25 protein-coding genes are annotated in these 22228 nt (G+C 63.7%); 3 read left to right on the forward strand and 22 right to left on the reverse strand.

Annotation, left to right across the window (positions count from 1 at the left end):
• Positions 1-13 precede the first annotated feature (13 nt).
• The 18 genes from era to QTI04_RS24455 form a co-directional block, all read right to left on the reverse strand.
• The gene (gene era, locus QTI04_RS24370) at positions 14-982 is read right to left on the reverse strand and encodes a GTPase Era (protein ID WP_286599434.1); all 969 of its coding nucleotides are present in this window, start codon (positions 980-982) and stop codon (positions 14-16) included.
• The gene (gene rnc / locus QTI04_RS24375; protein WP_286599432.1) at positions 979-1677 is read right to left on the reverse strand and encodes a ribonuclease III; all 699 of its coding nucleotides are present in this window, start codon (positions 1675-1677) and stop codon (positions 979-981) included. The genes era and rnc overlap by 4 nt, the downstream gene beginning before the upstream one ends.
• Positions 1678-1748: 71 nt before the next feature.
• Positions 1749-2105 (reverse strand): DUF4845 domain-containing protein, encoded by a 357-nt coding sequence (locus QTI04_RS24380; RefSeq protein WP_286599426.1) that lies wholly within the window; start codon positions 2103-2105, stop codon positions 1749-1751.
• 33 nt (positions 2106-2138) lie between these two features.
• On the reverse strand, positions 2139-3110 hold the full coding sequence (gene lepB, locus QTI04_RS24385; protein WP_286599424.1) for a signal peptidase I: 972 nt from the start codon (positions 3108-3110) through the stop codon (positions 2139-2141).
• A 4-nt stretch (positions 3111-3114) separates the two neighbouring features.
• On the reverse strand, positions 3115-4926 hold the full coding sequence (gene lepA / locus QTI04_RS24390) for a translation elongation factor 4 (protein WP_286617844.1): 1812 nt from the start codon (positions 4924-4926) through the stop codon (positions 3115-3117).
• A 524-nt stretch (positions 4927-5450) separates the two neighbouring features.
• Positions 5451-6929, reverse strand: a complete 1479-nt coding sequence (locus QTI04_RS24395; protein WP_286599421.1) for a DegQ family serine endoprotease — start codon at positions 6927-6929, stop codon at positions 5451-5453.
• A gap of 87 nt (positions 6930-7016) precedes the next feature.
• The gene (locus QTI04_RS24400) at positions 7017-8081 is read right to left on the reverse strand and encodes a MucB/RseB C-terminal domain-containing protein (protein WP_286617845.1); all 1065 of its coding nucleotides are present in this window, start codon (positions 8079-8081) and stop codon (positions 7017-7019) included.
• A gap of 22 nt (positions 8082-8103) precedes the next feature.
• On the reverse strand, positions 8104-8739 hold the full coding sequence (locus QTI04_RS24405; RefSeq protein WP_286599417.1) for a sigma-E factor negative regulatory protein: 636 nt from the start codon (positions 8737-8739) through the stop codon (positions 8104-8106).
• Between the two features lie 13 nt (positions 8740-8752).
• The gene (gene rpoE / locus QTI04_RS24410; RefSeq protein ID WP_286599415.1) at positions 8753-9427 is read right to left on the reverse strand and encodes an RNA polymerase sigma factor RpoE; all 675 of its coding nucleotides are present in this window, start codon (positions 9425-9427) and stop codon (positions 8753-8755) included.
• Positions 9424-9969 carry a protein YgfX gene (locus QTI04_RS24415; protein WP_286617846.1) on the reverse strand — a complete coding sequence of 182 codons (546 nt, stop codon included), beginning with the start codon at positions 9967-9969 and terminating at the stop codon, positions 9424-9426. Before QTI04_RS24415 ends, rpoE begins: the two co-directional genes overlap by 4 nt.
• Entirely contained in the window at positions 9923-11167 is a 1245-nt protein-coding gene (gene fabF, locus QTI04_RS24420) for a beta-ketoacyl-ACP synthase II (RefSeq protein WP_286599413.1), read from the reverse strand. Before fabF ends, QTI04_RS24415 begins: the two co-directional genes overlap by 47 nt.
• A gap of 94 nt (positions 11168-11261) precedes the next feature.
• Positions 11262-11501, reverse strand: a complete 240-nt coding sequence (gene acpP / locus QTI04_RS24425; protein ID WP_007830471.1) for an acyl carrier protein — start codon at positions 11499-11501, stop codon at positions 11262-11264.
• A gap of 99 nt (positions 11502-11600) precedes the next feature.
• Complete coding sequence (gene fabG, locus QTI04_RS24430; protein WP_286599412.1) at positions 11601-12344, reverse strand: 3-oxoacyl-ACP reductase FabG; 744 nt, start codon at positions 12342-12344, stop codon at positions 11601-11603.
• 24 nt (positions 12345-12368) lie between these two features.
• Positions 12369-13322, reverse strand: a complete 954-nt coding sequence (fabD, locus tag QTI04_RS24435; RefSeq protein WP_286617899.1) for an ACP S-malonyltransferase — start codon at positions 13320-13322, stop codon at positions 12369-12371.
• A 46-nt stretch (positions 13323-13368) separates the two neighbouring features.
• Positions 13369-14346 carry a beta-ketoacyl-ACP synthase III gene (locus QTI04_RS24440; RefSeq protein WP_286617847.1) on the reverse strand — a complete coding sequence of 326 codons (978 nt, stop codon included), beginning with the start codon at positions 14344-14346 and terminating at the stop codon, positions 13369-13371.
• A complete protein-coding gene (plsX, locus tag QTI04_RS24445; protein ID WP_286599408.1) occupies positions 14346-15398 on the reverse strand; it encodes a phosphate acyltransferase PlsX in 1053 nt (350 codons plus the stop codon). Before plsX ends, QTI04_RS24440 begins: the two co-directional genes overlap by 1 nt.
• A gap of 96 nt (positions 15399-15494) precedes the next feature.
• Positions 15495-15677 carry a 50S ribosomal protein L32 gene (gene rpmF, locus QTI04_RS24450; protein ID WP_028248601.1) on the reverse strand — a complete coding sequence of 61 codons (183 nt, stop codon included), beginning with the start codon at positions 15675-15677 and terminating at the stop codon, positions 15495-15497.
• Between the two features lie 149 nt (positions 15678-15826).
• Positions 15827-16375 (reverse strand): DUF177 domain-containing protein, encoded by a 549-nt coding sequence (locus tag QTI04_RS24455; protein ID WP_286617900.1) that lies wholly within the window; start codon positions 16373-16375, stop codon positions 15827-15829.
• A gap of 38 nt (positions 16376-16413) precedes the next feature.
• Between QTI04_RS24455 and QTI04_RS24460 the strand changes: the two genes are divergently transcribed.
• From QTI04_RS24460 to QTI04_RS24470, 3 genes are read left to right on the forward strand one after another with little or no spacing between them, the layout of a single operon-like run.
• A complete protein-coding gene (locus QTI04_RS24460; protein WP_286599407.1) occupies positions 16414-16995 on the forward strand; it encodes a Maf family nucleotide pyrophosphatase in 582 nt (193 codons plus the stop codon).
• Complete coding sequence (locus QTI04_RS24465) at positions 16992-17759, forward strand: SAM-dependent methyltransferase (protein ID WP_286617848.1); 768 nt, start codon at positions 16992-16994, stop codon at positions 17757-17759. The genes QTI04_RS24460 and QTI04_RS24465 overlap by 4 nt, the downstream gene beginning before the upstream one ends.
• Positions 17696-18913 carry an MFS transporter gene (locus QTI04_RS24470; RefSeq protein WP_336621901.1) on the forward strand — a complete coding sequence of 406 codons (1218 nt, stop codon included), beginning with the start codon at positions 17696-17698 and terminating at the stop codon, positions 18911-18913. Before QTI04_RS24465 ends, QTI04_RS24470 begins: the two co-directional genes overlap by 64 nt.
• Before the next feature lies 1 nt (position 18914).
• Here the strand turns inward: QTI04_RS24470 and QTI04_RS24475 are convergent, their stop codons facing one another.
• The 4 genes from QTI04_RS24475 to QTI04_RS24490 are packed head-to-tail and all read right to left on the reverse strand — an operon-like array spanning position 18915 to position 22046.
• Complete coding sequence (locus tag QTI04_RS24475) at positions 18915-19958, reverse strand: S49 family peptidase (protein ID WP_286599405.1); 1044 nt, start codon at positions 19956-19958, stop codon at positions 18915-18917.
• Position 19959: 1 nt separating this feature from the next.
• Positions 19960-20325: a Rieske 2Fe-2S domain-containing protein gene (locus tag QTI04_RS24480; protein ID WP_286599403.1), complete on the reverse strand. Its 366-nt coding sequence runs from the start codon at positions 20323-20325 to the stop codon at positions 19960-19962.
• Between the two features lie 10 nt (positions 20326-20335).
• Complete coding sequence (locus QTI04_RS24485; protein WP_286617849.1) at positions 20336-21004, reverse strand: HAD-IIIA family hydrolase; 669 nt, start codon at positions 21002-21004, stop codon at positions 20336-20338.
• Positions 20997-22046: an RluA family pseudouridine synthase gene (locus tag QTI04_RS24490; RefSeq protein ID WP_286617850.1), complete on the reverse strand. Its 1050-nt coding sequence runs from the start codon at positions 22044-22046 to the stop codon at positions 20997-20999. The genes QTI04_RS24485 and QTI04_RS24490 overlap by 8 nt, the downstream gene beginning before the upstream one ends.
• Positions 22047-22228 lie beyond the last annotated feature (182 nt).

Raw genomic sequence — 22228 nt, forward strand, 5'->3', positions numbered from 1 at the left:
GCCCGGGGCGTGCTCATTCATAGCCGAAGGAGCGGACCCTCGCTTCGTCGTCGGCCCAGCCGGAACGCACCTTGACCCAGAGCTCGATGAACACCTTGGCATCCATGAGCTTCTCGAGTTCCTGCCGCGTCTCGGTACCGATGCGCTTGATGCGCTCGCCCTTGTCGCCGATCACCATGGCCTTGTGACCGTCGCGCTCGACGACGATCGTCGCCGCGATCTTGAGCAGTCGCTTCTGGCCCTTGCGAGCCGGGGGCTCCTCCTCGAACTTGTCGATGATGACGGTCGAGGTGTAGGGAAGCTCGTCGCCGGTCAGGCGGAACAGCTTCTCGCGCACCATTTCGCTGGCGAGGAACTGCTCGCTACGGTCAGTGAGCTCGTCCTCGGCGTACCACCAGGCTTGCTCCGGCAGGTACTTTTCGCAGATGCCGAACAGGCGCTCGATGTCCTTCGAGTTCTTGGCCGACATCGGAACGAATTCGGCGAAGGCATGCTTCTGCTGCATGGTTTGCAGCCACGGCGCGATGTCGCCACGGCGATGGACATTGTCCAGCTTGTTGGCGATCAGCACCGTTGGGATGCCGGAGCCGAGCAGCCTCAGCACCCGCTCGTCCGCCGGGGTGAAACTGCCGGCTTCGACGACGAACAGGATGAGATCGACGTCCGATACCGCGCCCACCACCGTCTTGTTGAGCGAACGGTTCAGCGCGTTGGCATGCAGCGTCTGGAAGCCAGGCGTATCGACGAAGACGAACTGCGTCGCGCCCAGCGTGCGCATGCCCGTGATGCGGTGCCGCGTGGTCTGCGCCTTGCGCGAGGTGATGCTGATCTTCTGGCCAACCAGGGCGTTGAGCAGCGTTGACTTGCCCACGTTGGGCTTGCCGACGATGGCGACCAGGCCGCAGCGCTGGGACGCCTGAGCGCCTGGAGCTCCGGACCCGTCTTCGGGCGCAGGAGGATTGGATTCGATGGGGTCGTTCATGGGGATGCCTTCGCGCCGCGCGCCTTGAGCCGGATCAACATGGCCGCCGCGGCGGCCTGCTCACCGGCGCGGCGCGAGCCGCCGATGCCGCGCTCGCGAAGACCCAGTTCGGGCACCTCGCATTCGACATCGAAAGTCTGCTTGTGGGCCGCGCCGAGCGTGCCAACCACGCGATAAACCGGCAGCTTCATTTTGTGGCCCTGGAGCCATTCCTGCAATTCGGTCTTCGGGTCCTTGGCCGCAGCATCCATGCGCGGGTTGATCTCGACGGATTCGTAAAGTCGGTGCACCAGCGCTTGTGCGGCGTGATAGCCGGCGTCGAGATAGACCGCGCCGATCACTGCTTCCAGCGCATCGGCCAGGATCGACGGGCGGTTCTGGCCACCCGAGCGCGACTCGCCTTCACCAAGCCGCAGCAGCGGCGACAGCGCCAGCTTGACCGCCAACTGATGCAGCGTGTCCTGCTTGACCAGATTAGCCCGGACCCGAGAGAGGTCGCCTTCGGGCAACGCCGAAAGACGCGTGTAGAGCAAATGGGACACGGCGAGATTGAGCACCGAGTCGCCCAGAAACTCGAGCCGCTCGTTGTGATCAGCCGAGAAACTGCGGTGAGTTAGCGCCAGCTGGAGCAACCGGACGTCGCCGAACGAATGCTGAAGACGCGCCTGCAACGCGCCGAGCCCACCTTCACTCACAACGCAGCCGCGGCCGGCAAAGCCAGGCCCGTTCCACGCCACAGGAAGTGGGCAAGCCTGGGGGTGCGCATCTACTTGGACTGGCCCTGGTATTTCAGGACCAGGTAGGCAGGGCCGAAGAGATGGATTTCGCGATCGTAAGCAAAGGACACGATCACCTTGTCGCCATCCTTCCTTACGTCGAGATCCTTGCCGGTAACCGACTTGAAGTCGTCGATGGCCTGGGCACGGTCGAAGATGGCGCGGACCTCAGGCACCGTTGCGCCTTCCTTGGCCTTGTTGGCGGCCTTGGTGATCGCCTGGTATTCGATCAACGTGGGAATCACCTGCGCGACGACCACGCCGACGCAAGCCAATACGACCGCCACGAACAGCAGGCCGATGAACGAGATGCCGCGCTGTTTATGCCTTGTCTGCTTTGCTCTCATGCCCTCTACCCCTCGAATGAAAAACTCGAATATTTATTGGAAACTGCCGATGCGCTTGAAATTGCCGAAATTCATCCAGACCAGGAAGGCTTTGCCAACGATGTTCCGGTCGGGGACGAATCCCCAATAGCGCGAGTCCAGGGAATTGTCCCGGTTGTCGCCCATCATGAAATAGTGACCTTCGGGCACCTTGCACACCACGCCTTCAACACTGTAGCGGCAATTTTCCTGATACGGGAAAGCCATGATCTCGGCTTCGGACAACCCGGCACGGCGACTGTCGTCATTGAGCAATTTGTGCTCCTTGTCGCCCAGTTTTTCGGTGTATTGCTTGAGGTAGCGCATGGCCTCCTCGTCGAAATACTCGGGGATGGCATTCTTGCTTACCGGCTGGCCGTTGACCGTCAATTTCTTGTTGAGGTAGGCCACTTCGTCGCCCGGCACGCCGACCACGCGCTTGATGTAATCCATGCTCGGCTTGGGCGGATAGCGAAAGACCATGACTTCGCCTCGCGCAGGAGGCCGGCCCTCGGTGATCTTGGTGTTGATGACCGGCAGACGCAGGCCGTAGACGAACTTGTTCACCAGGATCAGGTCACCGGCAAGCAAGGTCGGCATCATCGAACCGGACGGAATCTTGAACGGCTCGAACAGGAACGAGCGCAACAGGAACACCGCCAGGATCACGGGGAACAGGCCTGCGGTCCAATCCAGCCACCAGGGCTGCATGACCAGGCGTTCGCGCGCCTTGGTGTCGACGGTATCGACCTGGGTGATGCCCTGTTTCGCCAGTTCTTCGCGTCGCTGCGCCAGCGAGGCGTCGAGCGCCGCCGCTGCGCGCCGGCGCTTGGGCAGAAAATAGAAGCGCTCGGCCACCCAATAGATGCCGGTGACAAGCGTTGCGAGAAACAGCAGCAACGCGAAGTTGCCTTCGACCGCGCCGAAATACCAGGCGCCGATGTAGCCGACAAAGGCCGCGAGGATCAATGAGGTGAGGAATGCCATCTTTTTAGTCTTCGACCTGCAGGATGGCGAGGAAGGCCTCTTGCGGGACTTCGACCGAGCCGATCTGCTTCATTCTTTTTTTGCCCGCCTTTTGCTTCTCGAGCAGTTTCTTCTTACGGGTGATATCGCCGCCATAGCACTTGGCGAGCACGTTCTTCCGGAGGGCTTTGATTGTCTCACGCGCAATGATGTTGGCCCCGATCGCGGCCTGGATCGCGACGTCGTACATCTGGCGGGAAATGATCTCGCGCATCTTGGACACGACCGCGCGGCCACGGAATTGGCTCTGGCTGCGGTGCACGATGATCGACAGCGCATCGACCTTTTCGCCGTTGAGCAGGATGTCAACCTTGACGACGTCCGACGCACGGTATTCCTTGAACTCGTAGTCCATCGAGGCATAGCCGCGGCTGACCGACTTCAGCTTGTCGAAGAAATCCAGCACGATCTCGCCAAGCGGCATCTCGTAAGTCAGCATGACCTGCCGTCCGTGGTAAGCCATGTTCATCTGCACACCGCGCTTCTGGTTGGCGAGCGTCATGACAGAGCCGACGTACTCCTGCGGCATATAGAGATGCACCGTAACGATCGGCTCACGGATCTCCGCCATCCTGCCGACGTCGGGCATCTTGGATGGGTTCTCGACCATGAGCACTTCGCCGTCGTTCTTCACGACCTGGTAGACCACGCTCGGCGCGGTCGTGATCAGGTCCTGGTCGAACTCTCGCTCCAACCGCTCCTGCACGATCTCCATGTGCAGCAGGCCCAGGAAGCCGCAGCGGAAGCCGAAGCCGAGTGCCTGGCTCACTTCGGGTTCGTAGCGCAGCGACGAATCGTTGAGCTTGAGCTTCTCCAGAGCGTCGCGCAGCGAGTCGTACTCGCTCGCCTCGGTCGGATAGAGGCCGGCAAACACCTGCGGCTGGATTTCCTTGAAGCCGGGGAGCGCCTCGGTTGCGGTGGCTGCGGCGCCGCCGGTCCCTGGCTTGATCAATGTGACGGTGTCGCCGACCTTCGCGGCCTGCAGCTCCTTGATGCCGGCAATGATGTAGCCCACTTCGCCCGCTTCGAGCGACGCGCGGGGTTCATTGGCGGGCGTGAACACGCCGATGTTGTCGGCGTTGTACATCGCACCGGAGGCCATCATCTTGATGCGCTCGCCCTTGGCGAGCCGGCCGTCGACCACGCGCACCAGCATCACCACGCCGACGTAGGAATCGAACCAGCTGTCGATGATCATCGCGCGCAGCGGGCCATCGGGATTGCCGCGCGGCGCAGGCATCTTCATCACCACCGCCTCGAGAATCTCGTCGATGCCCATGCCCGTCTTCGCGGAGCACGGAATCGCATCCGTCGCATCGATGCCGATCACATCTTCGATCTCGCTGCGCGCGTTGTCGGGGTCCGCGTTCGGCAGGTCCATCTTGTTGAGTACCGGCACCACTTCGACACCGAGGTCGAGCGCGGTGTAGCAGTTGGCAACGGTCTGCGCTTCGACGCCCTGGCTTGCATCAACAACGAGCAACGCGCCTTCGCATGCAGAGAGCGAGCGACTCACCTCGTAGGAGAAGTCGACGTGGCCCGGTGTGTCGATCAGATTGAGGTTGTAGACCTGCCCATCGCGCGCCTTGTAGTGCAGCGCAGCGGTCTGTGCCTTGATGGTTATCCCACGCTCTTTCTCGATGTCCATCGAGTCGAGCACCTGCGCTTCCATCTCCCGTTCGGCGAGGCCGCCGCAGCGTTGGATCAAGCGATCCGCAAGCGTCGACTTGCCGTGATCGATGTGCGCAATGATCGAAAAGTTTCTGATGTGATTCATCAACGGGAACGCTTAAGTACTTGAATTGGCTCGTGCGCAGAAGGCGACAGGCAAGAAAAAAGGGCGCGTCCACAAGAGACGCGCCCTGAACCAACAAGCAATGGCAACTGCAGTAGTTGGAACTTCATTGTAGGCAAAAAGGGGGGCGCGTACAGCCGGGCCGGAGCCCTGGGACGGTCGTTGCAGGTCAGCAACATGGGACTTATGAACAGCTTATCAACAGAATCGGTGGACCGTTTCCTTAACAACTTGTGGGCGAACTGTGGAACGCCGGTGGATGGGCTGCGGGTATCTCGCATCGTGAAGATTCCAGGGTCGCTTATGCGTCGACTGATGCCCGAAGGGGCTCTATTCTACCGAAAATCATCATTAGAGGACTTTGAAGTTAGTGAATACCAACCAAAATCGACCCGCTCGACTGCCAAGAAAAATTTCATGATGCTGCTGTCCGCACGCGACAGCGTCCCAAAAAACGGGCCCCAAACCCGACTGACGGGTGGGGCCACTTGACGCATCGTGCGAGATCAGCGTGAAGGCCGGATCAACGCATACTGCGCCCAGTCGCCCCGGCGGAACAGCAGGGTGACGGGCTTGCCCTTTTCGCTCTTCGCCAGGGCAGTCTCGAATTCCTTGACGCTGGCGATCTCGGTGTTGCTGATGGCGAGAATCACATCGCCTTCGCGCAGGCCGGCTCGCGCAGCTGCATCGGTGGCCGCGTCGATCTTGACGCCACCCTTGACCTTGAACTCCTTCTTCTGCGCATCAGTGAGGTCACTGAGCACGAGCCCCATGGACTTCGTGGCGGCCGATGGCGGCTTGTTGGCCGGCTCGTCCCGATCCGCGACACGCTTGGCAGGCTTTTCGGGCTCGATCTCGGCGATGGTCACGTTCAGGTCGCGCGAACTACCACGGCGGAACACCGTGACCAGGCTTTTCGTACCGGGCTTCGTGTTGCCGACGAGGCGCGGCAAGTCACTCGGCTTGTCGATGGACTTGCCATCGAACTTGGTGATGATGTCGCCCGGCTCGATGCCGGCCTTCTCGCCTGGCGAGCCCGATTCAACCCCGCGCACGAGAGCGCCCTGCGCCTTGCCAAGTCCGATCGACTCCGCCACGTCCTTCGTGACCTGATCGATCTGCACGCCGATACGGCCGCGCGAAACCCGTCCGAACTGACGCAGTGCGTCGCTCACGCGAATCGCCTCGTCGATCGGGATCGAGAAGGAGATGCCCATGAAGCCGCCGGACCGCGAATAGATCTGGCTGTTGATGCCGACCACTTCGCCACGCATGTTGATCAGCGGGCCGCCGGAATTGCCGGGGTTGATGGCGACGTCGGTCTGGATGAAGGGCAGGTAGTCGCCCGTATCGCGCTGCTTGGCGCTCACGATGCCGGCAGTGACGGTGTTCTCGAGGCCGAACGGCGAGCCGATCGCCATCACCCATTCGCCGACACGGAGCTTGGAAACGTCGCCGACCCTGACCGCCGGAAGGCCAGTGGCGTCGATCTTCACGACCGCCACGTCTGTGCGCTTGTCAGCGCCGATGATCTTCGCCTTGAACTCACGCTTGTCAGGCAAGGTCACCAGCACCTCGGATGCGCCGTCGACCACGTGCGCATTGGTCATGACAAAGCCGTCGGACGACAGGATGAAGCCGGAGCCTACACCGCGCGGACGCTCCTCCTCCTGGGGCTGCTGGGGACGGTTCGGTCGCGGGCCCTGGCGCGGAACGCCAGGCATCGGCTGACCGAAGAAGCGGCGGAAGAACTCCTGCATCTCCTCGTCCATCTCGCCACTGCCGCTTCCCTGCGCCACTTTCTCGATGGTGCGGATATTGACCACGGCCGGGCCGACCTGGTCGACGAGATCGGTGAAGTCCGGGAGCACGCGCGCCTGCGCTTGAGCGGGTGTTGACGGCAGCAGCGCGGCGGTCGAAGCAACTACCATGGCGCAGGCCATGAGACATGAGCGGAATGTGTTCCCTTCGAACTTGAACATCATCGGTTTCTTTCGTTGAGACTAGGACTAGAACAAAGAAATTCTGCGAACGCTCGCGAGGTCGCGGGCGAAAGGCCTCGAGTCGCCGGCTTACCGTGCACGCGTCAGGCTCTGGGCGAACGCGTCGAGTGTTTCCGGCGGAACTTCGCCAACCGCAGTCAACCACCAATCGCCGTCCTTGTCGACCAGACGACGGGTGAGCGTGTAGGTGGCGCCGAGCGCAAGAAGGACCTCCCGCGGCTTGCGCTGCGCGTCGTAGGGCTCGACGAACAGAGAGACCGAAGCCAGCCCGTCGGAGAAAGTCCATTGCATGGTGTGGCCCCGCGCATCGCCGCCCATCGAACGTCGATAGCAGTTGATGGGTTTGAAACCCGCAACAGGTGCCTTGAGCGACCAGCCCTCGCTCTGCGCCGTCGTGCGCTCGAGTTCGGACTTCTCGACGCGGTAGCCTGCCGTGCTGCTCATCATCTGGGTCAGGGCGTGCGTCTTGATGGGTGCATCGAGTTGGAGTTCGGAGAACGCCGACTGCTCGATCACCTTGCTTTCGCCGTCGATGGTCTGCAGCTTGACGACTAGGCCCGAGCGGCGCTCGCTCCAGACACGGTAGCCGAATCGGAAGCCGTCGCGAGGCTCCACCTGCACGACGTCGGCGTCGAAGCCTGCCACGCGATCCTTGCCGATCACGCGCACCCCGTAAAGCGCGGCGATGGACGAATCGGGATTGCCCAGCAGGTTGGGAAACAGTTCGAGGTTCTCGCGCCTCTCGCTCTTGACGACCTTCGATTCGGGCAGGAAGGTCACGACCTTGTCGTTGCGACGGAACGTCGAGCGCGGTGGGCCTGACAAGGCCTCGATGCGCTCCATCTGGAGATCGCCCTCGGACACGTGCCAGATGCGGGCACTGGAGAGCGTGCCCGTCGCAGCGGAGACGACGAAGGTCCCGATGTAGCTGCGCTGGCGCGAGGCCGTATGCATGCGCTGGAGCCATTCGACCACGCTCAAGGTCGGCGCTTCGCCGCCCGCCGCATTCGATGAACTCGGAGTCTTGGGTGGCGACGAAGAAGTCCGACTCTGGGCCACAGCGGCCTGTGCCATGCACAGGGCCGCCATCAGGGTCACAAATCCACGCACAGGAATCGGCATCGGAACAATCATTGCAACGGATGGATATGCGCGATCAGCGCGACGGCCTCTCGAACGTCGCATTTCGCAGGAAGCCCGAGGGCATCTGCGACGCACCTCCCGTTTGCTGATGCGCTTCCAGCAGTTGATCCAGGCGTGGATCGCGCAGCATGATCTGCGGACTACCGTTGCCGACCATGACACGCGTCGGCGTCAGGGCCTGGACTGGTGGCTGGGCGGCGGCCACGACCGTCGGCGCCGCCTGCTGCACCGAGGCCAACTGAGCACCGGACGCTCCGAGGCCGCCCACGCCGACCCAATTCCACCCGATGGCGGCCGCCGCAGCCAGGGACGCCGCACCGGCGACCAGCTTCCAACGGAACACCGGCTCGTTGGCGGCCTCGACGTGCCGCCGGACCGGAGCTGCCTTGGGGAGAACAGGAATCGAGGACGGGATCATGGATTCCACTGCAAGCCGCCCCTGCAGCCGAGACAGGAAAATCGAGGTGTCGCTGCACCTCGCGTGGACGCCTGAGCGCAGTACGTCCCCGACCAGGTGATAGGTCTGCCAGGTCGCCCTCAGGTCGTCGTCGACGCCGAGCTTGTCAATCACTTGGGCGAACTCGTCGTCCTGCAAATGACCGTCGGCAAGCGCCGAGACCTGTTCGTGGACCGTGTTTGTGTTGTTCATTTCATTCACCTGCTTACCAACGCTTGCCGGACTGGTTGTCCAGCAAGGGCTTGACTCTCGCCGAAATAGCTTCGCGGGCCCGAAAAATCCGAGACCGCACCGTGCCGATCGGACAATTCATCACCTCGGCAATCTCTTCGTAACTCATACCTTCGATTTCGCGCAGCGTCACCGCCTGCCTCAACTCGGCAGGCAGCGCTTCCATCGCTGCCTCGACGGCTGCCGCAATTTCATTCGCAGCCATCACGGATTCGGGGGTCTCGTCGCTGATTGGTTCGTTTCCGGGCCGGTAAGTTTCATCCTCGTCTTCAGAAGACGAACGCAGGGCACTTTCCGAAACCGTCGGGTCGCGCTTCATGTCGACCAAAGCCTTCTTGGCCGTGTTGACGGCAATCCGGTAGAGCCAGGTGTAGAACTGGGCCTCGCCCCGAAACTGGTGAAGGGCGCGATAGGCGCGGATGAAGGTCTCCTGCGCGATGTCCTCGACCAGGTTCACGTCGCGGACCATGCGGCCGATCAGCCGCTCGATCCGGCGCTGGTACTTGATGACAAGCAGCTCGAAGGCCTTCTGGTCCCCCGCGACGGTGCGCTGGACCAGCTGAAAGTCGACCTCGCCCGGCCTCGCTCCCGCGGCGGGCTCATCGGTCAGGCCGGCGTCCGGTGGCACCGGGGGTAGCGAAGCTGTCATGAGGAGGAATGATTCACGTCGACGCCCTTCGAATCGGCCTTTTGGGCGGTCGGCTCCGGCGAAGGCGCGCGCGAATATAGCGCACGGCGCAAATCGCGCCAGCGTTCCGGCATGGCCCGCCGGTCGACCCAGACCCAGCGTCGCGCCCGCGCGGGCTCTGATAGGTGCACCAGCAGCAAGGCTTGCAGGTCGAGCACGACATTGGCCTGTGCGGCTCGAAGCGCCGCATGGCCCGAGATCGACCAATGTTGGCCGTCAAAGCTCAGATCGGCCGGGTCCGTGCATCGAAGGACGCCGGTCCATGCGGCAAGACCGGCGACAGCCGCGCTGAGCGCCAATATCCCTTGCCGCCAGTCGAACCCGGCCGCCTGGACGCAAGCGACGGTCACACCGAGGACACCAAGGGCCCAAAGACCCAGCAGAAGCCGCTCCGCATAGCGAGAACGCCCCACCGGGTAGTTCACCGATGGGGCGCTGTGCATGAGACGAAAAGATTCAAACGCGCTTGAACACCAGCGTGCCGTTGGTGCCGCCGAATCCAAAGTTGTTCTTGACCGCCACGTCGATCTTCAGATCGCGCGCCTCATTGGCGCAGTAGTCGAGATCGCACTCCGGATCCTGGTTGAAGATGTTGATCGTCGGCGGGCTCTTCTGGTGGTGCAGCGCCAGAACGGTGAACACCGATTCGATGCCGCCGGCGCCGCCAAGCAGGTGCCCGGTCATCGACTTCGTCGAATTCACGATCAGCTTCTTGGCGTGGTCGCCGAAGGCATTCTTGATCGCGTTGGTTTCGTTCAGGTCGCCCAGCGGCGTCGAGGTGCCGTGGGCATTGACGTACTGGACCTCATCGGCGTTGACGCCCGCGTTCGCCAGCGCCATGGCCATGGAACGGCGTGGGCCGTCCACGTTGGGCGCGGTCATGTGGTAGGCGTCGCCGCTCATGCCGAAGCCGGAGACTTCCGCATAGATCTTGGCGCCGCGAGCCTTAGCGTGTTCGTACTCCTCGAGCACCAGCACGCCGGCGCCCTCGCCCAGCACGAACCCGTCGCGGTCCTTGTCCCAAGGGCGGGAAGCCGTCTTGGGATCGTCGTTGCGGGTCGACAGGGCGCGAGCCGCAGCAAACCCACCCAGGCCGAGCGGCGATACCGTCGACTCCGAGCCGCCCGCAATCATCACGTCGGCATCGCCGTACTCGATCATTCGGGCGGACGTGCCGATGGCATGCAAGCCGGTGGTGCACGCGGTCACGACTGCGATGTTCGGGCCCTTGAAGCCGTACTTGATCGAGACATGCCCCGAGATCATGTTGATGATCGATGCCGGTACGAAGAAGGGCGACACGCGGCGCGGACCCCGCGCGACCAGTTCGGCGTGCGTGTCCTCGATCAAGGGCAGGCCCCCGATGCCGGAACCGATGTTGCAGCCGATGCGGACCGCATCTTCTTCTGACAGCGCGTCACCCGTGGGCAGGCCGCTGTCCTGTACCGCCTGAATCGCGGCAGCGAGCCCGAGATGGATGAAGCGGTCCATGTGGCGCGCTTCCTTCTCGGGGATGTATTCCTTGATGTCGAAACCCTTCACCTCGCCCGCGAACTTGCAGGAGAAGCCGCTCACGTCGAACTTGGTGATGGTGTCGATGCCCGAATTCCCGGCCAGCAAATTGGCCCAGGATTCGGCAACGGTGTTTCCGACAGGAGCGAGGCAACCGAGTCCGGTCACGACGACGCGGCGTTTGGTCATGCCGGCAAACCTTTCTGGGAGCACTGAGGCCGTTATACGGTATGCGCGAGCGTTGGGGCTGCGGACCGAAGGAACGGTGACTCAGCGTGGCCGATCAGGCCTTTTGATTCTTGGTGGCGTAATCGACGGCGTTCTGCACCGTCGTGATCTTCTCGGCGTCTTCGTCCGGGATCTCGATGCCGAACTCGTCTTCGAGCGCCATCACGAGTTCGACCGTGTCGAGCGAGTCCGCGCCGAGGTCAGCCACGAAGGCCTTTTCGTTGGTGACTTGGGACTCTTCCACGCCGAGTTGTTCGGCAATGATTTTCTTGACACGTGCTTCGATATCGCTCATTTGGTTCCCTCTGAGGGTTGTAGGTAATCGGTGGATTTTAGCCGGCCGCATTGTGGCATTTGCCGCACGGCCGTCGGTGAAAGGTATTGCTCAGCGCACTTACATGTGCATGCCGCCGTTCACGTGCAGTTCCTGCCCCGTGACGTACGCGGCCTGGGGAGAGGCCAGAAAAGCGACCGCGTGGGCGATGTCGGCTGGTTTGCCGAGGTGGCCGAGCGGAATCTGCGCGAGCAGGGCCTGTTGTTGCGCTTCGGGGAGGCTGGCCGTCATGTCGGTTTCGATGAAACCTGGAGCCACGCAGTTGACGGTGATGCTGCGGCTGCCGAGTTCGCGCGCCAGCGCACGGGTCATGCCCGCCACGCCGGCCTTTGCAGCCGCGTAGTTGGCCTGGCCTGCATTGCCGGAGGCGCCCACCACACTGGTGATGCTGATGATGCGGCCGTAGCGCTGCTTCATCATCGGACGGATGACCGCTCGCGAGAGACGGAAAACCGCTTTCAGGTTGGTGTCCAGCACCGCGTCCCAGTCAGCGTCCTTGAGGCGCATCGCCAGGGTGTCGCGGGTGATGCCGGCGTTGTTGACCAGCACGTGGACGGCGCCGTAGACCTTGACGATCTCATCGATCAGCGCCTCGACCGCTGCGCCGTCATTGACGTCCAGCGCACAGCCGCGGCCATCGTAGGCACTCAGGGCGGACGTGATCTTCGCGGCCCCTTCTTCCGTGGTGCCGGTGCCAATGACCTTGAGGCCGCGTTGGGCCAGTTCCAGCGCAATGGCGGCGCCGATTCCGCGGGACGCGCCAGTGACCAGCGCAACCTGGCCTTCGAATTTGGGAGTACTCATGAAAGTGACCTCGAGGCTCAATGCTCAGGCAGTGAGCAGTTGTCTGGTTTCGGCAAGGGTTGCCGGGTCGTAGACTGAAGCCGCACCAAGCTCCGGCGCGATGCGCTTGGCCATGCCGGCCAGGACCTTGCCCGGGCCGCATTCGACGACGGCGGAGACCTCACGCGCTTTCAGTGCCTGCACGGTTTCGACCCAACGGACCGGACCCGCAGCCTGGCGCACCAGGGCATCGCGAATCCGATCGGGATCGGTTTCGATGGTCACGTCGATGTTGTTGATGACGGGAATCTCGGGCGCTGCCAGGCTGACCGACGCCAGACGCTCCCGCAGCGCCTCGGCCGCCGGCTTCATCAGGCTCGAATGGAAGGGGGCCGAAACCGGCAAGGGAAGCGCGCGCTTGGCGCCATTGGCCTTCAACACTTCACAGGCCTTGTCGACGGCCGCCTTGCTTCCGGCGATCACCGTCTGCATCGGATCGTTGAAGTTCACCGCCTCCACGACCTCGACGCTGCCAGCGCCGAATCCAGCCGTCACTTCGGCGCAGCCGGCCTTCACCTTGTCCGCATCCATGCCCAGAATGGCCGCCATGGCGCCCACTCCGATCGGCACGGCCTGCTGCATCGCCTGGGCGCGAAAACGCACCAGTGGCGCCGCTTGAGCCAGCGTCAGGACTCCGGAAGCCACCAGCGCGGAATACTCGCCGAGCGAATGACCCGCGACGACCGACGGCTTGTCTCCACCTTCGGCCAACCAGGCGCGCCAGGCGGCAACGCCAGCAATGAGCATCACGGGTTGCGTGTTGGTCGTCAGGGCCAGGACCTCCTTGGGACCCTCATGAATCAGGCGGGCGACATCTTCGTCCAGGGCGTCGGATGCCTCGCGCAGCGTTTCAAGCACTGCGGGGTGATCGCCCCAAGCGTCGAGCATGCCGACGGCCTGCGAGCCCTGACCCGGAAAGACGAAAGCGAAGGACTTCATTGTTGTGTCTCCAATCGCGCCGCTGCCACTTGGGCAACGCACTGTATTAGTAGTTGAGCAGGACCGCGCCCCAGGTGAAGCCGCCACCAACGCCTTCGAGCATCAGCGTGTCGCCCTTCTTCACCTTGCCCGAGCGAACTGCGTTGTCCAACGCCAGCGGAATCGAGGCTGCCGAAGTGTTGCCGTGTTCGTCGACGGTCACGATCAGCTTCTCGCGTGCCAGCTTCAGCTTCTTCGCCGTGCCTTCCATGATCCGGATGTTGGCTTGATGGGGGATCAGCCAGTCGATGTCCGCTTCTGTCTTACCCGCCTTTTGCAGCGTGGTACGCGCGGCTTCCTCGAGGACTCGCACGGCCAGCTTGAACACGGCTTGCCCATCCATGTGGAGCAAGGGCGTGCCGAGCACAGAGCCGCCGGACACGTGGCCGGGCACGCAGAGAATGCCGACGTGCTTGCCATCGGCGTGCAAGTCGCTCGCCAGAATGCCGGGCTCTTCGCTGGCTTCGAGGACCACTGCCCCGGCGCCGTCGCCGAACAGCACACAGGTGGTGCGGTCGTTGAAGTCGAGGATGCGGGAAAACACCTCGGTGCCCACGACCAACGCGCACTTGGCACTGCCCGTGCGGATCATCGCGTCCGCCACCGTCAGCGCATACACGAAGCCGCTGCAGACTGCCTGCACGTCGAACGCCGGGCACCCTGCAATCCCCAGCTTGTTCTGGAGGATGGCAGCCGACGAGGGAAACACCATGTCGGGCGTCGAGGTCGCGACGATGATCAGATCGATGTCGCTCGCGCTTCGGCCCGCAGCTTCCAGCGCCTGCTTGGCGGCTTCCAGTCCGAGGTCGCTGCTCGCGACGTCGGGTGCCGCGAAATGTCGGGCGCGGATGCCGGTGCGCTCGATGATCCACTGATCCGAGGTTTCGATGCCGCGTGCGGCCAGATCCCGGGTGAGGTCGTCATTGGTCACACGGCGCGGGGGCAGATAGCTGCCGGTGCCTGTGATTCGAGAAAAAGGAGTCATCAAACGTGGAGCGCCGCCGCGTCGGCCGGCGCCGCCGATTCTTGCCGCGCGAGCAGGGGCGCGGCGTGGGCGATGCGGGCCCGCACACGATCGAGCAGGTTGTTGCGAGCGGCATCATAAGCGCGATCCAGCGCGTGGCCGAAGGCCACTTCGTCCGCGGAGCCGTGGCTCTTGAACACAAGACCACGAAGCCCCAAAAGAGCCGCACCGTTGTACCGTCGATGATCCAGCCTCCGCTTAAGCGCTTTTAGGACCGGATAGGAAACGATTGCAGCAAATTTGCTGAAGATACCGTTCGAGTATTCGATTCGCAAGAAGTCAACGATCATGGAGGCGACGCCCTCGGTCGCCTTTAACGTGACATTGCCAACGAAGCCGTCACAAACAACGATATCTGTCGTTCCCTTGAAAATGTCGTTGCCTTCCACGTTGCCGTAGAAATTCAAATCTTGGGAACTCGCCGCTTTTCGCAGCAGTTGGCTGGCCTTCTTGATGGTTTCGCTGCCCTTGATGGCTTCTTCGCCAACATTGAGCAAGCCCACCGTTGGGGACTCGTTCCCCGTCAAGGCAGACACCAGCGCGGAGCCGAGAACGGCAAACTGCAGCAGGTCTTCGGCATCGCAATCGACGTTGGCGCCCAGATCGAGCACTGTCGTCGCCCCACCCTTGCTGTTGGGCAACTGAGGCGCGATGGCCGGCCGATCGATTCCATCCAGCGTTTTCAGCAAGTAGCGCGCGATGGCCATCAGTGCGCCGGTATTTCCGGCCGAGATCGCGGCTTGGGCGGCGCCGTCCTTGACCTGCTGAATGGCGACTCGCATGGACGAGTCCTTCTTCTTGCGCAGCGCCACCTCGATGGGATCGTCCATCCCGACCACTTCGCTGGCCGCGATGACCGTGGCTCGAGGATGCGCGAAGCCAGCCAATGCCGCCGGCGCACCGACGAGAAGCAACGACGCTTCGGCGTGGCGCTCGAGAAATGCGCGGCAGGCCGCAAGCGTGACGCGCGGCCCATGGTCGCCGCCCATGCAATCAACGGCCAGCGTGATCACAGACGGCGCAGGAGAGATTTCGGAAGGCGTGACCATCAAAACAAAGGCCCGACGCTACGGCAAAAGTAGCTTCGGGCCCTGGCCTTGAAACGAAGATCAGGCTTCAGACTTGGTCTTGAGCACCTTGCGGCCGCGATAGAAGCCGTTCGGGCTGATGTGGTGACGCAGATGCGTTTCGCCGGTGGTGGGCTCGACGGCAATGCCGGGCACGCCCAGGGCGTTGTGCGAACGATGCATGCCGCGCTTCGACGGCGACTTCTTGTTTTGCTGGACGGCCATGCTGGCTCCTGGAAGTATTCGGTTGGGTGGGTGTGCATGCGGGGCGGCGGTAACGCTTGCAAAGCTTGTAATGCGTTATCGGCGGCGCGCGCGAAGCCCATGATTATAGCCCAGGACGGCATCGGACACCAGAGCGGGGTATCGGCGACCTATTTGGGCTTGTCCGAACGCAAGTTGCCGAGCACGGCAAAAGGGTTCGGGCGAGCGGCTTCCGCAGCGTCGAAGTCGGGGTCCACGGCAGAAAGCTTCATCGGCTCCGGACAGACTTCATGTCGCGGCGTGACGGGGATGTCCATCAGCAACTCGTCCTCGATCAGGGCATGGAGATCGAATTCGCGGCTCGCCACCAGGACGTCTTCCTCGGCCTCTTCGTCCTCGGCCGCGGCGGTGGCCTCGTCGGCGGCAAAGCGGAACCAGCGGTCGACAGCCAGATCCACATCGACGGGCGTTAGGCAACGCTGGCAGATCAGGGGAACCTTGGCGCCCGCCGTCAGGTGCAACCAGGAAATTGGGGAGCCGGCAGCACCGCTGCGGCGCTGGCCAACGGCCGTCCATTCGACGGTCAGGTCCGCGGCCGGCGAGGCCAATTCCGCACTCAGGCGCTCGTACGACTGAAGCGGATCGATTCCGGAAATGGGGGCTGCGGCTTCGGCAAAGCCGTTCACGTCGAGCCGCCGAGGGGCAAATTCTCTGGTCATTCGCATCAGTCTAAACCGCTCACGCACAATCGTGGCCCATGCAACGCAATGTCATCCTTGCTTCGACCTCGCGCTACCGCCGCGAACTTCTTGGGCGCCTGCGCCTTCCCTTCGATGTCCAATCGCCGGAAGTCGACGAGACGCCGCTCCCTGGCGAAACGCCCCGCGCACTGGCTGAACGCCTCGCGCTGGAGAAGGCGAACGCGATCGCCCGCCGCTTTCCCGATGCGGTCGTGATCGGCTCCGACCAGGTCGCCGACCTCGCCGGCGAGCCCCTGGGCAAGCCCGGCGACCATGCGCGCGCCACCGCCCAACTGCGGCGCATGCGCGGCCAGACACTCATCTTTCAGACGGCCGTCGCCGTTGTCTGCCAGGCCACGGGCTTCGTCCAGCGCGACCTGGCGCCGGTACGCGTGGTCTTTCGGGACTTGAGCGATGCGGCGATCGAGGCCTATCTGAATGCAGAACAGCCGTATGACTGCGCCGGCAGCGCCAAGAGCGAAGCCCTCGGCATCGCCCTGCTCGACGCCATCGACAGCGACGACCCGACCGCCCTGGTGGGCCTGCCGTTGATTCGCACCGCGAAGATGCTGCGTGCGGCGGGAGTCGACCTGCTGTGAATACGCCGAGCCGCGGAAAGCTCTACCTCGTCCCCGCCCCGCTCGATTTCGGGTGCGACGAGCAGGCGCCGCTCCAGGACGCTTTGCCGCTCGGCACGCTGCAGGCAGCCGCACGAATCACGCACTGGATCTGCGAGAACGCCAAGTCTGCACGCGCCTATCTCAAACGCATCGACTCCGTCGTACCGCTCGCGGCCCCGCTGCAGGCCCAGCAGATCCAGGAACTGCCGCGCGAAGTGCACAAGAAGGGTGATCACGCGGGACAGTTCGATGCGCGTCCACTCCTCGCTGCCGCGCTGGAAGGCCACGATGTCGGGCTGCTCAGCGAAGCTGGCATGCCGGCCGTCGCGGACCCCGGGTCGTCGGTTGCCAAGGCAGCGCATGAAATGGGCATCACCGTGGTCCCGCTGACGGGGCCCGTGTCGGTCCTGCTGGCGCTGGCCGCGAGCGGCCTCAACGGCCAGAACTTCGCATTCGTCGGCTATCTGCCGCAGGATGCCGACGCGCGCGCGCAGCGCATCCGCGAACTCGAGGCCCTGGCGCTCAAGACCGGCCAGACCCAGCTCTTCATCGAGACACCCTACCGCAACACAGCCTTGCTGCACGCGCTTACCCAGACGTTGCAGCACAACACGCGTCTCGCGGTAGCCCGAGGGCTCACGCTGGCGTCCTCCCAGGTACGAAGCGAAACCGTGAAGGCATGGCGGGCCAAGCCATCACCGGCCGACGAACGGGCGCCTGCCGTATTCGCCATCGGCCGCTAGCGCTGTCCAACCTGATGATGGATTTCCCCGCACGCATGCGCTGGGCCTCGCGCACGCAGTTCTTCGGCTCCGGCTTCGTTTTCGCGACATGGGGGGTGCACATCCCTACGGTGAAAGCCCACTACGGCGTCAACGAAGCCGAACTCGGCCTCGCCATGCTCGCGGCGGGCGTTGGCGCCCTGCTGGGCCTGACGCAGGCCAGCCGCTGGATCGGCCGTCACGGCGCCCGATCCATGGCTGGCGTTTGCGGCACCGTCTACGCCTTGCTCCTTGCCGGCCTGCTGGTCATGCCGGCCTACGCGGCCTTGCTTGGCTTGCTCGTCGTGTTCGGCATCGTGACGAGCGTGTTCGATGTGGCAATCAATACGGAAGCCGCGCAACTCGAACTCCGCGGTGGCAAGCCCTTGATGAGCGGCATGCACGGCATGTTCAGCCTGGGTGGGATGGTCGGCGCCATGACCGGCGGTGCGGCCATAGCGTCGGGAATGGCGCAGCAACACCACTTGATGCTGGTTGCCACGGCGATGGCGCTTTCGATTGCCGTATCCGCCCGCTGGATGCTGCCAAAGGAATCGACGGCGTTCAGCAGCGATGGCCATGGCTTCCGATTGCCGCGAGGCACCCTGGCCGTCCTCGGCCTGCTGGCTGCGTTGGGACTGATTGCAGAGGGCGCCATCTACGACTGGAGCGTGCTCTATCTCCACCAGGAACTGGGCAGCCCCCAGCAGCAGGCGGCACTGGCTTACGCCAGTTTCTCGGCCGCGATGGCGATGGCGCGCTTCGGCGGCGATGCGATGCGGGCGCGCTTCGCACCGGCCGTGCTGCTTCGTGGCAGCGCATTGCTGGCAGCGGCGTCCATGACCCTGGTGCTGATCACCAACCTACCCTGGCTGGCATTGGCCGGTTTTGCGGGCGTGGGCGTCGGGTTCGCCAACGTGGTGCCCATCCTCTTCGCGACGTCCGCACGCGTGCCCGGGGTCGAGCCGGCGCGCGGCATCGCCGCAGTATCGGCGGCGGCATATCTGGGCTTCATGGCGGGTCCGCCGGTGATCGGCTTCCTGGCCCAGGTCAGCTCACTGACCGTGGCGCTCTACGTGGTGGTGGCGTTTGCTGCAGCCCTAGCCGCGTCGGCTCGCTACGCCGACGTCCCCTGAATCAACGCAGCGCGGGCGCCGTGCGCATCGCGCGGACGGAGGCGTCGCCCAATGCGGCGCCGAATTTCTTGGCGAGCTTCTCGGCCACGTTGTCGCGGCGCGTGTAGTCGATGACTTCCTCGGCCTTGATCACTTCGCGCGCAACGAAGTCGACGTTGCCGAGTTGGTCCGCCAGACCCAGCTCGACCGCCTGCTGGCCGCTCCAGAAAAGGCCACTGAAGAGGCCGGGCGTGCCGGCCTTCAGCCGGTCGCCGCGCCCGGTCTTGACCACGTCGATGAACTGCGTGTGGATCTGGTCGAGCATCTGCTGCGCGTGGGCGCGCTGGGCGTCGCTCATCGGGCTGAACGGATCCAGGAATCCCTTGTTCTCGCCGGCCGTCAGGAGCCGGCGCTCCACGCCGACCTTGTCCATGAGGCCCGTGAATCCGAAACCGTCCATCAGCACGCCGATGCTTCCGACGATGCTCGCCTTGTCGACGAAGACCTTGTCGGTGGCAGCGGCGATGTAATACGCGGCCGACGCGCAGGTCTCCTCGACCACCGCGTAGACGGGCTTGTTGTACTTGGCCCGCAGGCGCTTGATCTCGTCGTTGATGATGCCGGCCTGCACAGGACTGCCGCCCGGCGAGTTGATGAGCAGCACGACGCCCTTGGCGCCTTCGTCCTCGAAAGCGGTCTTCATGGCCGCGACTACGAACTCGGCGCTGGCGTCCGCGCCGCTGGCGATTTCGCCCTTGATCTCGATCACGGCGGTGTGGGCCGTCGCCTTGGCCGTCGCCGGCGTTCCGCGCGACAAGGCGAACCACGCCAGGAAAATGAAGAAGGCAAGCCAACTCAGCCGCACGAAGGTTTTCCAGCGGCGCGTGGCCCTCTGTTCGCGCAGTGAGGCGAAGGCCAGTTTTTCCAGCGTTGCGCGCTCCCAGCCGGACTGCAGCGTCGGGTCGTTCTTGGACATGCTTCTTGGTCCGCCTTGCGCGGAAGGAATGGGCGCGGCGCGCTCGAAGGGCTCGAAACCTTCGGGCTCCGTGCGGTTGGAATCGGTCATCTCAGAAAGCGAGGGGTTGGAGGTTCCAGGCAGTATGCCAGTGCACCACGCCGTCACGTTCGCTGAGAGCGATCTTCACCAGCCCTCCGCGGCACGGCCCGCCAGCGCACTCGCCGGTGTCCGGCCTGTAGACAGCGCCATGGGTGGCGCACAGGAGCCATTGGCCGCTGTCATCGAAGAAGCGATCGGGCTGGAAGTCCAGCTCCATCGCTACGTGGCTGCAACGGTTGAGGTAGGCATGCGCCACCCCCTCGAAGCGAACCGCAAACGCCCGGCAAGTCTCACCACCATGCAGGACGTCGAATGGCACGGCTCGGCCGCCTTCGACCAGATCGGAGGCATTGCAGAGAGGAATGCATTCGCTCATGGACGGATTTTCATGCGTTCGCCAGAAGCCACTCCGCCAATCCGGAAACCGAATGCGCCACGTGCAGCGGCGCCAACGCGTCGAAGGTGTCGGGTTCATGCGCGCCGTAGGACACGCCCACGCTCGCGCAGCCGGCGTTGATCGCGAGTTGCAGATCGTGCGTCGTGTCGCCGATCATCAGGGTTCGGTCGGCTGGCACGTCGAGTTCGTCCATCAGTTCCAGCAGCATGCGCGGGTGCGGCTTGCCGAACGTTTCGTCGGCGGTGCGGGAGGCATCGAATCGTTCACGCAGGGCAACGGTGGCCAGCGCTTCGTTCAGGCCGCGGCGCGACTTGCCGGTGGCCACCGCGAGCTTGTAGCCCCGCTCCCGAAGTGCATCGAGCATCGGCAGGACACCATCGAACAACACGACGTCATCCTGGTGCTGGAGATAGTGGTAGCGGTAGCGCGCACCGAGTTCGGCGTACTTTTCCTTGGGCACGTCGGGCGCGGCGCGGGCGAGCGCCTCGGCCAAGCCGAGGCCTATGACCCACGCAGCGTCGTTCTCGCTGGGCTTGGCTCCGCCGACGTCGACCACTGCGGCCTGGATGCAGCGAACGATGAGGCGCGTGGAGTCGTACAGGGTCCCGTCCCAATCGAAGGCGATCAGATCGAAACGGCGGGGACGGATATCAGTCATGGGGCGTTGTCGAAGGATGGGCCGCGAGCGCGTCGAGCGCGATGGGGGGCATCAAGGCATGCAGTTCCGGCGGCAGGTCTGCCTGAAGTGCCATGCGCTCTCCGCTCGCAGGATGGGTGAACTGCAGGCGCCAGGCGTGCAGGAACATGCGTTTGAGGCCGACTTTCTGGAGCGCACGGTTGCGCTCGAAGTCGCCGTACTTGTCGTCACCGGCGATCGCATGGCCGGCCGACGCCAGGTGCACGCGAATCTGATGCGTACGGCCGGTCTTGATGGTGACCGCCAGAAGCGAGAAGGAAGCAGCATCGCCGGGCAGGGCGAATCGCGCCAAAACCTTGACCAGTGTGACGGCGCGCATCGCATCGGGATGGTCCTTGGCGACGACGCGCACCCGCCGCTCCCCCTCTGCCGAGCCCGCTTGGCTGGGCAACAGGTATTTGGCAAGCGCCGCGTCGAGCACCTTCTTGTTGGCGGGCCAGTTGCCTTCGACCAGCGCCAGATAGGTCTTGCCGGTCTCCCGCTCGCGAAACTGATCCTGAAGGGCCGTCAGCGCGCTGCGCTTCTTGGCGACCAGCAGGATGCCTGAAGTTTCGCGATCCAGGCGATGCACGAGTTCCAGGAAGCGGGCCGCGGGCCGTGCCGTTCGAAGTTGCTCGATCACTCCGAAGCTCACTCCGCTCCCGCCATGGACTGCGACGCCCGCCGGCTTGTTGACGGCAAGCAGCGCGTCGTCCTCAAACAACAAGGGAAACTCCCGACCCGGCGCGGGTGGGGTCGCGCCCTCTTCCGACCGGGCCGCCACCCGCACCGGAGGCAGCCGCAACACATCGCCCTCGGCGAGACGCGTCTCCGCCTGGGCGCGCCCCTTGTTGATGCGCACCTCTCCCGAGCGAATGATTCGGTAGACGTGGGTCTTGGGCACACCCTTGAGGTGCCGAAACAGGAAATTGTCCAGTCGTTGGCCGGCAGATTCCCCGTCGACTGTCAGAAAGCGAACTTCTGCCGCCGCGGGGCTTGGCTTCGCACCTATAATGTTTTTCACCAGCGCGGTCTTGTAAGTGCTTGATTAATCAGAAGTTTAGAGCACCACGGGAAGCGCTGTGAGGTCGATGCCGCTTTGATGCCGAACTCGCAAGCCACGCGCAAGAGCGCAAGGCGGCGGGCGCTGCATCCGAGTCAAGCCGACGCCCACGAAACACCGATACGGAATACCCCAGCCGGCAG

The sequence above is a fragment of the Variovorax sp. J22R115 genome, from assembly GCF_030317005.1.
Classification (GTDB): domain Bacteria; phylum Pseudomonadota; class Gammaproteobacteria; order Burkholderiales; family Burkholderiaceae_C; genus Variovorax.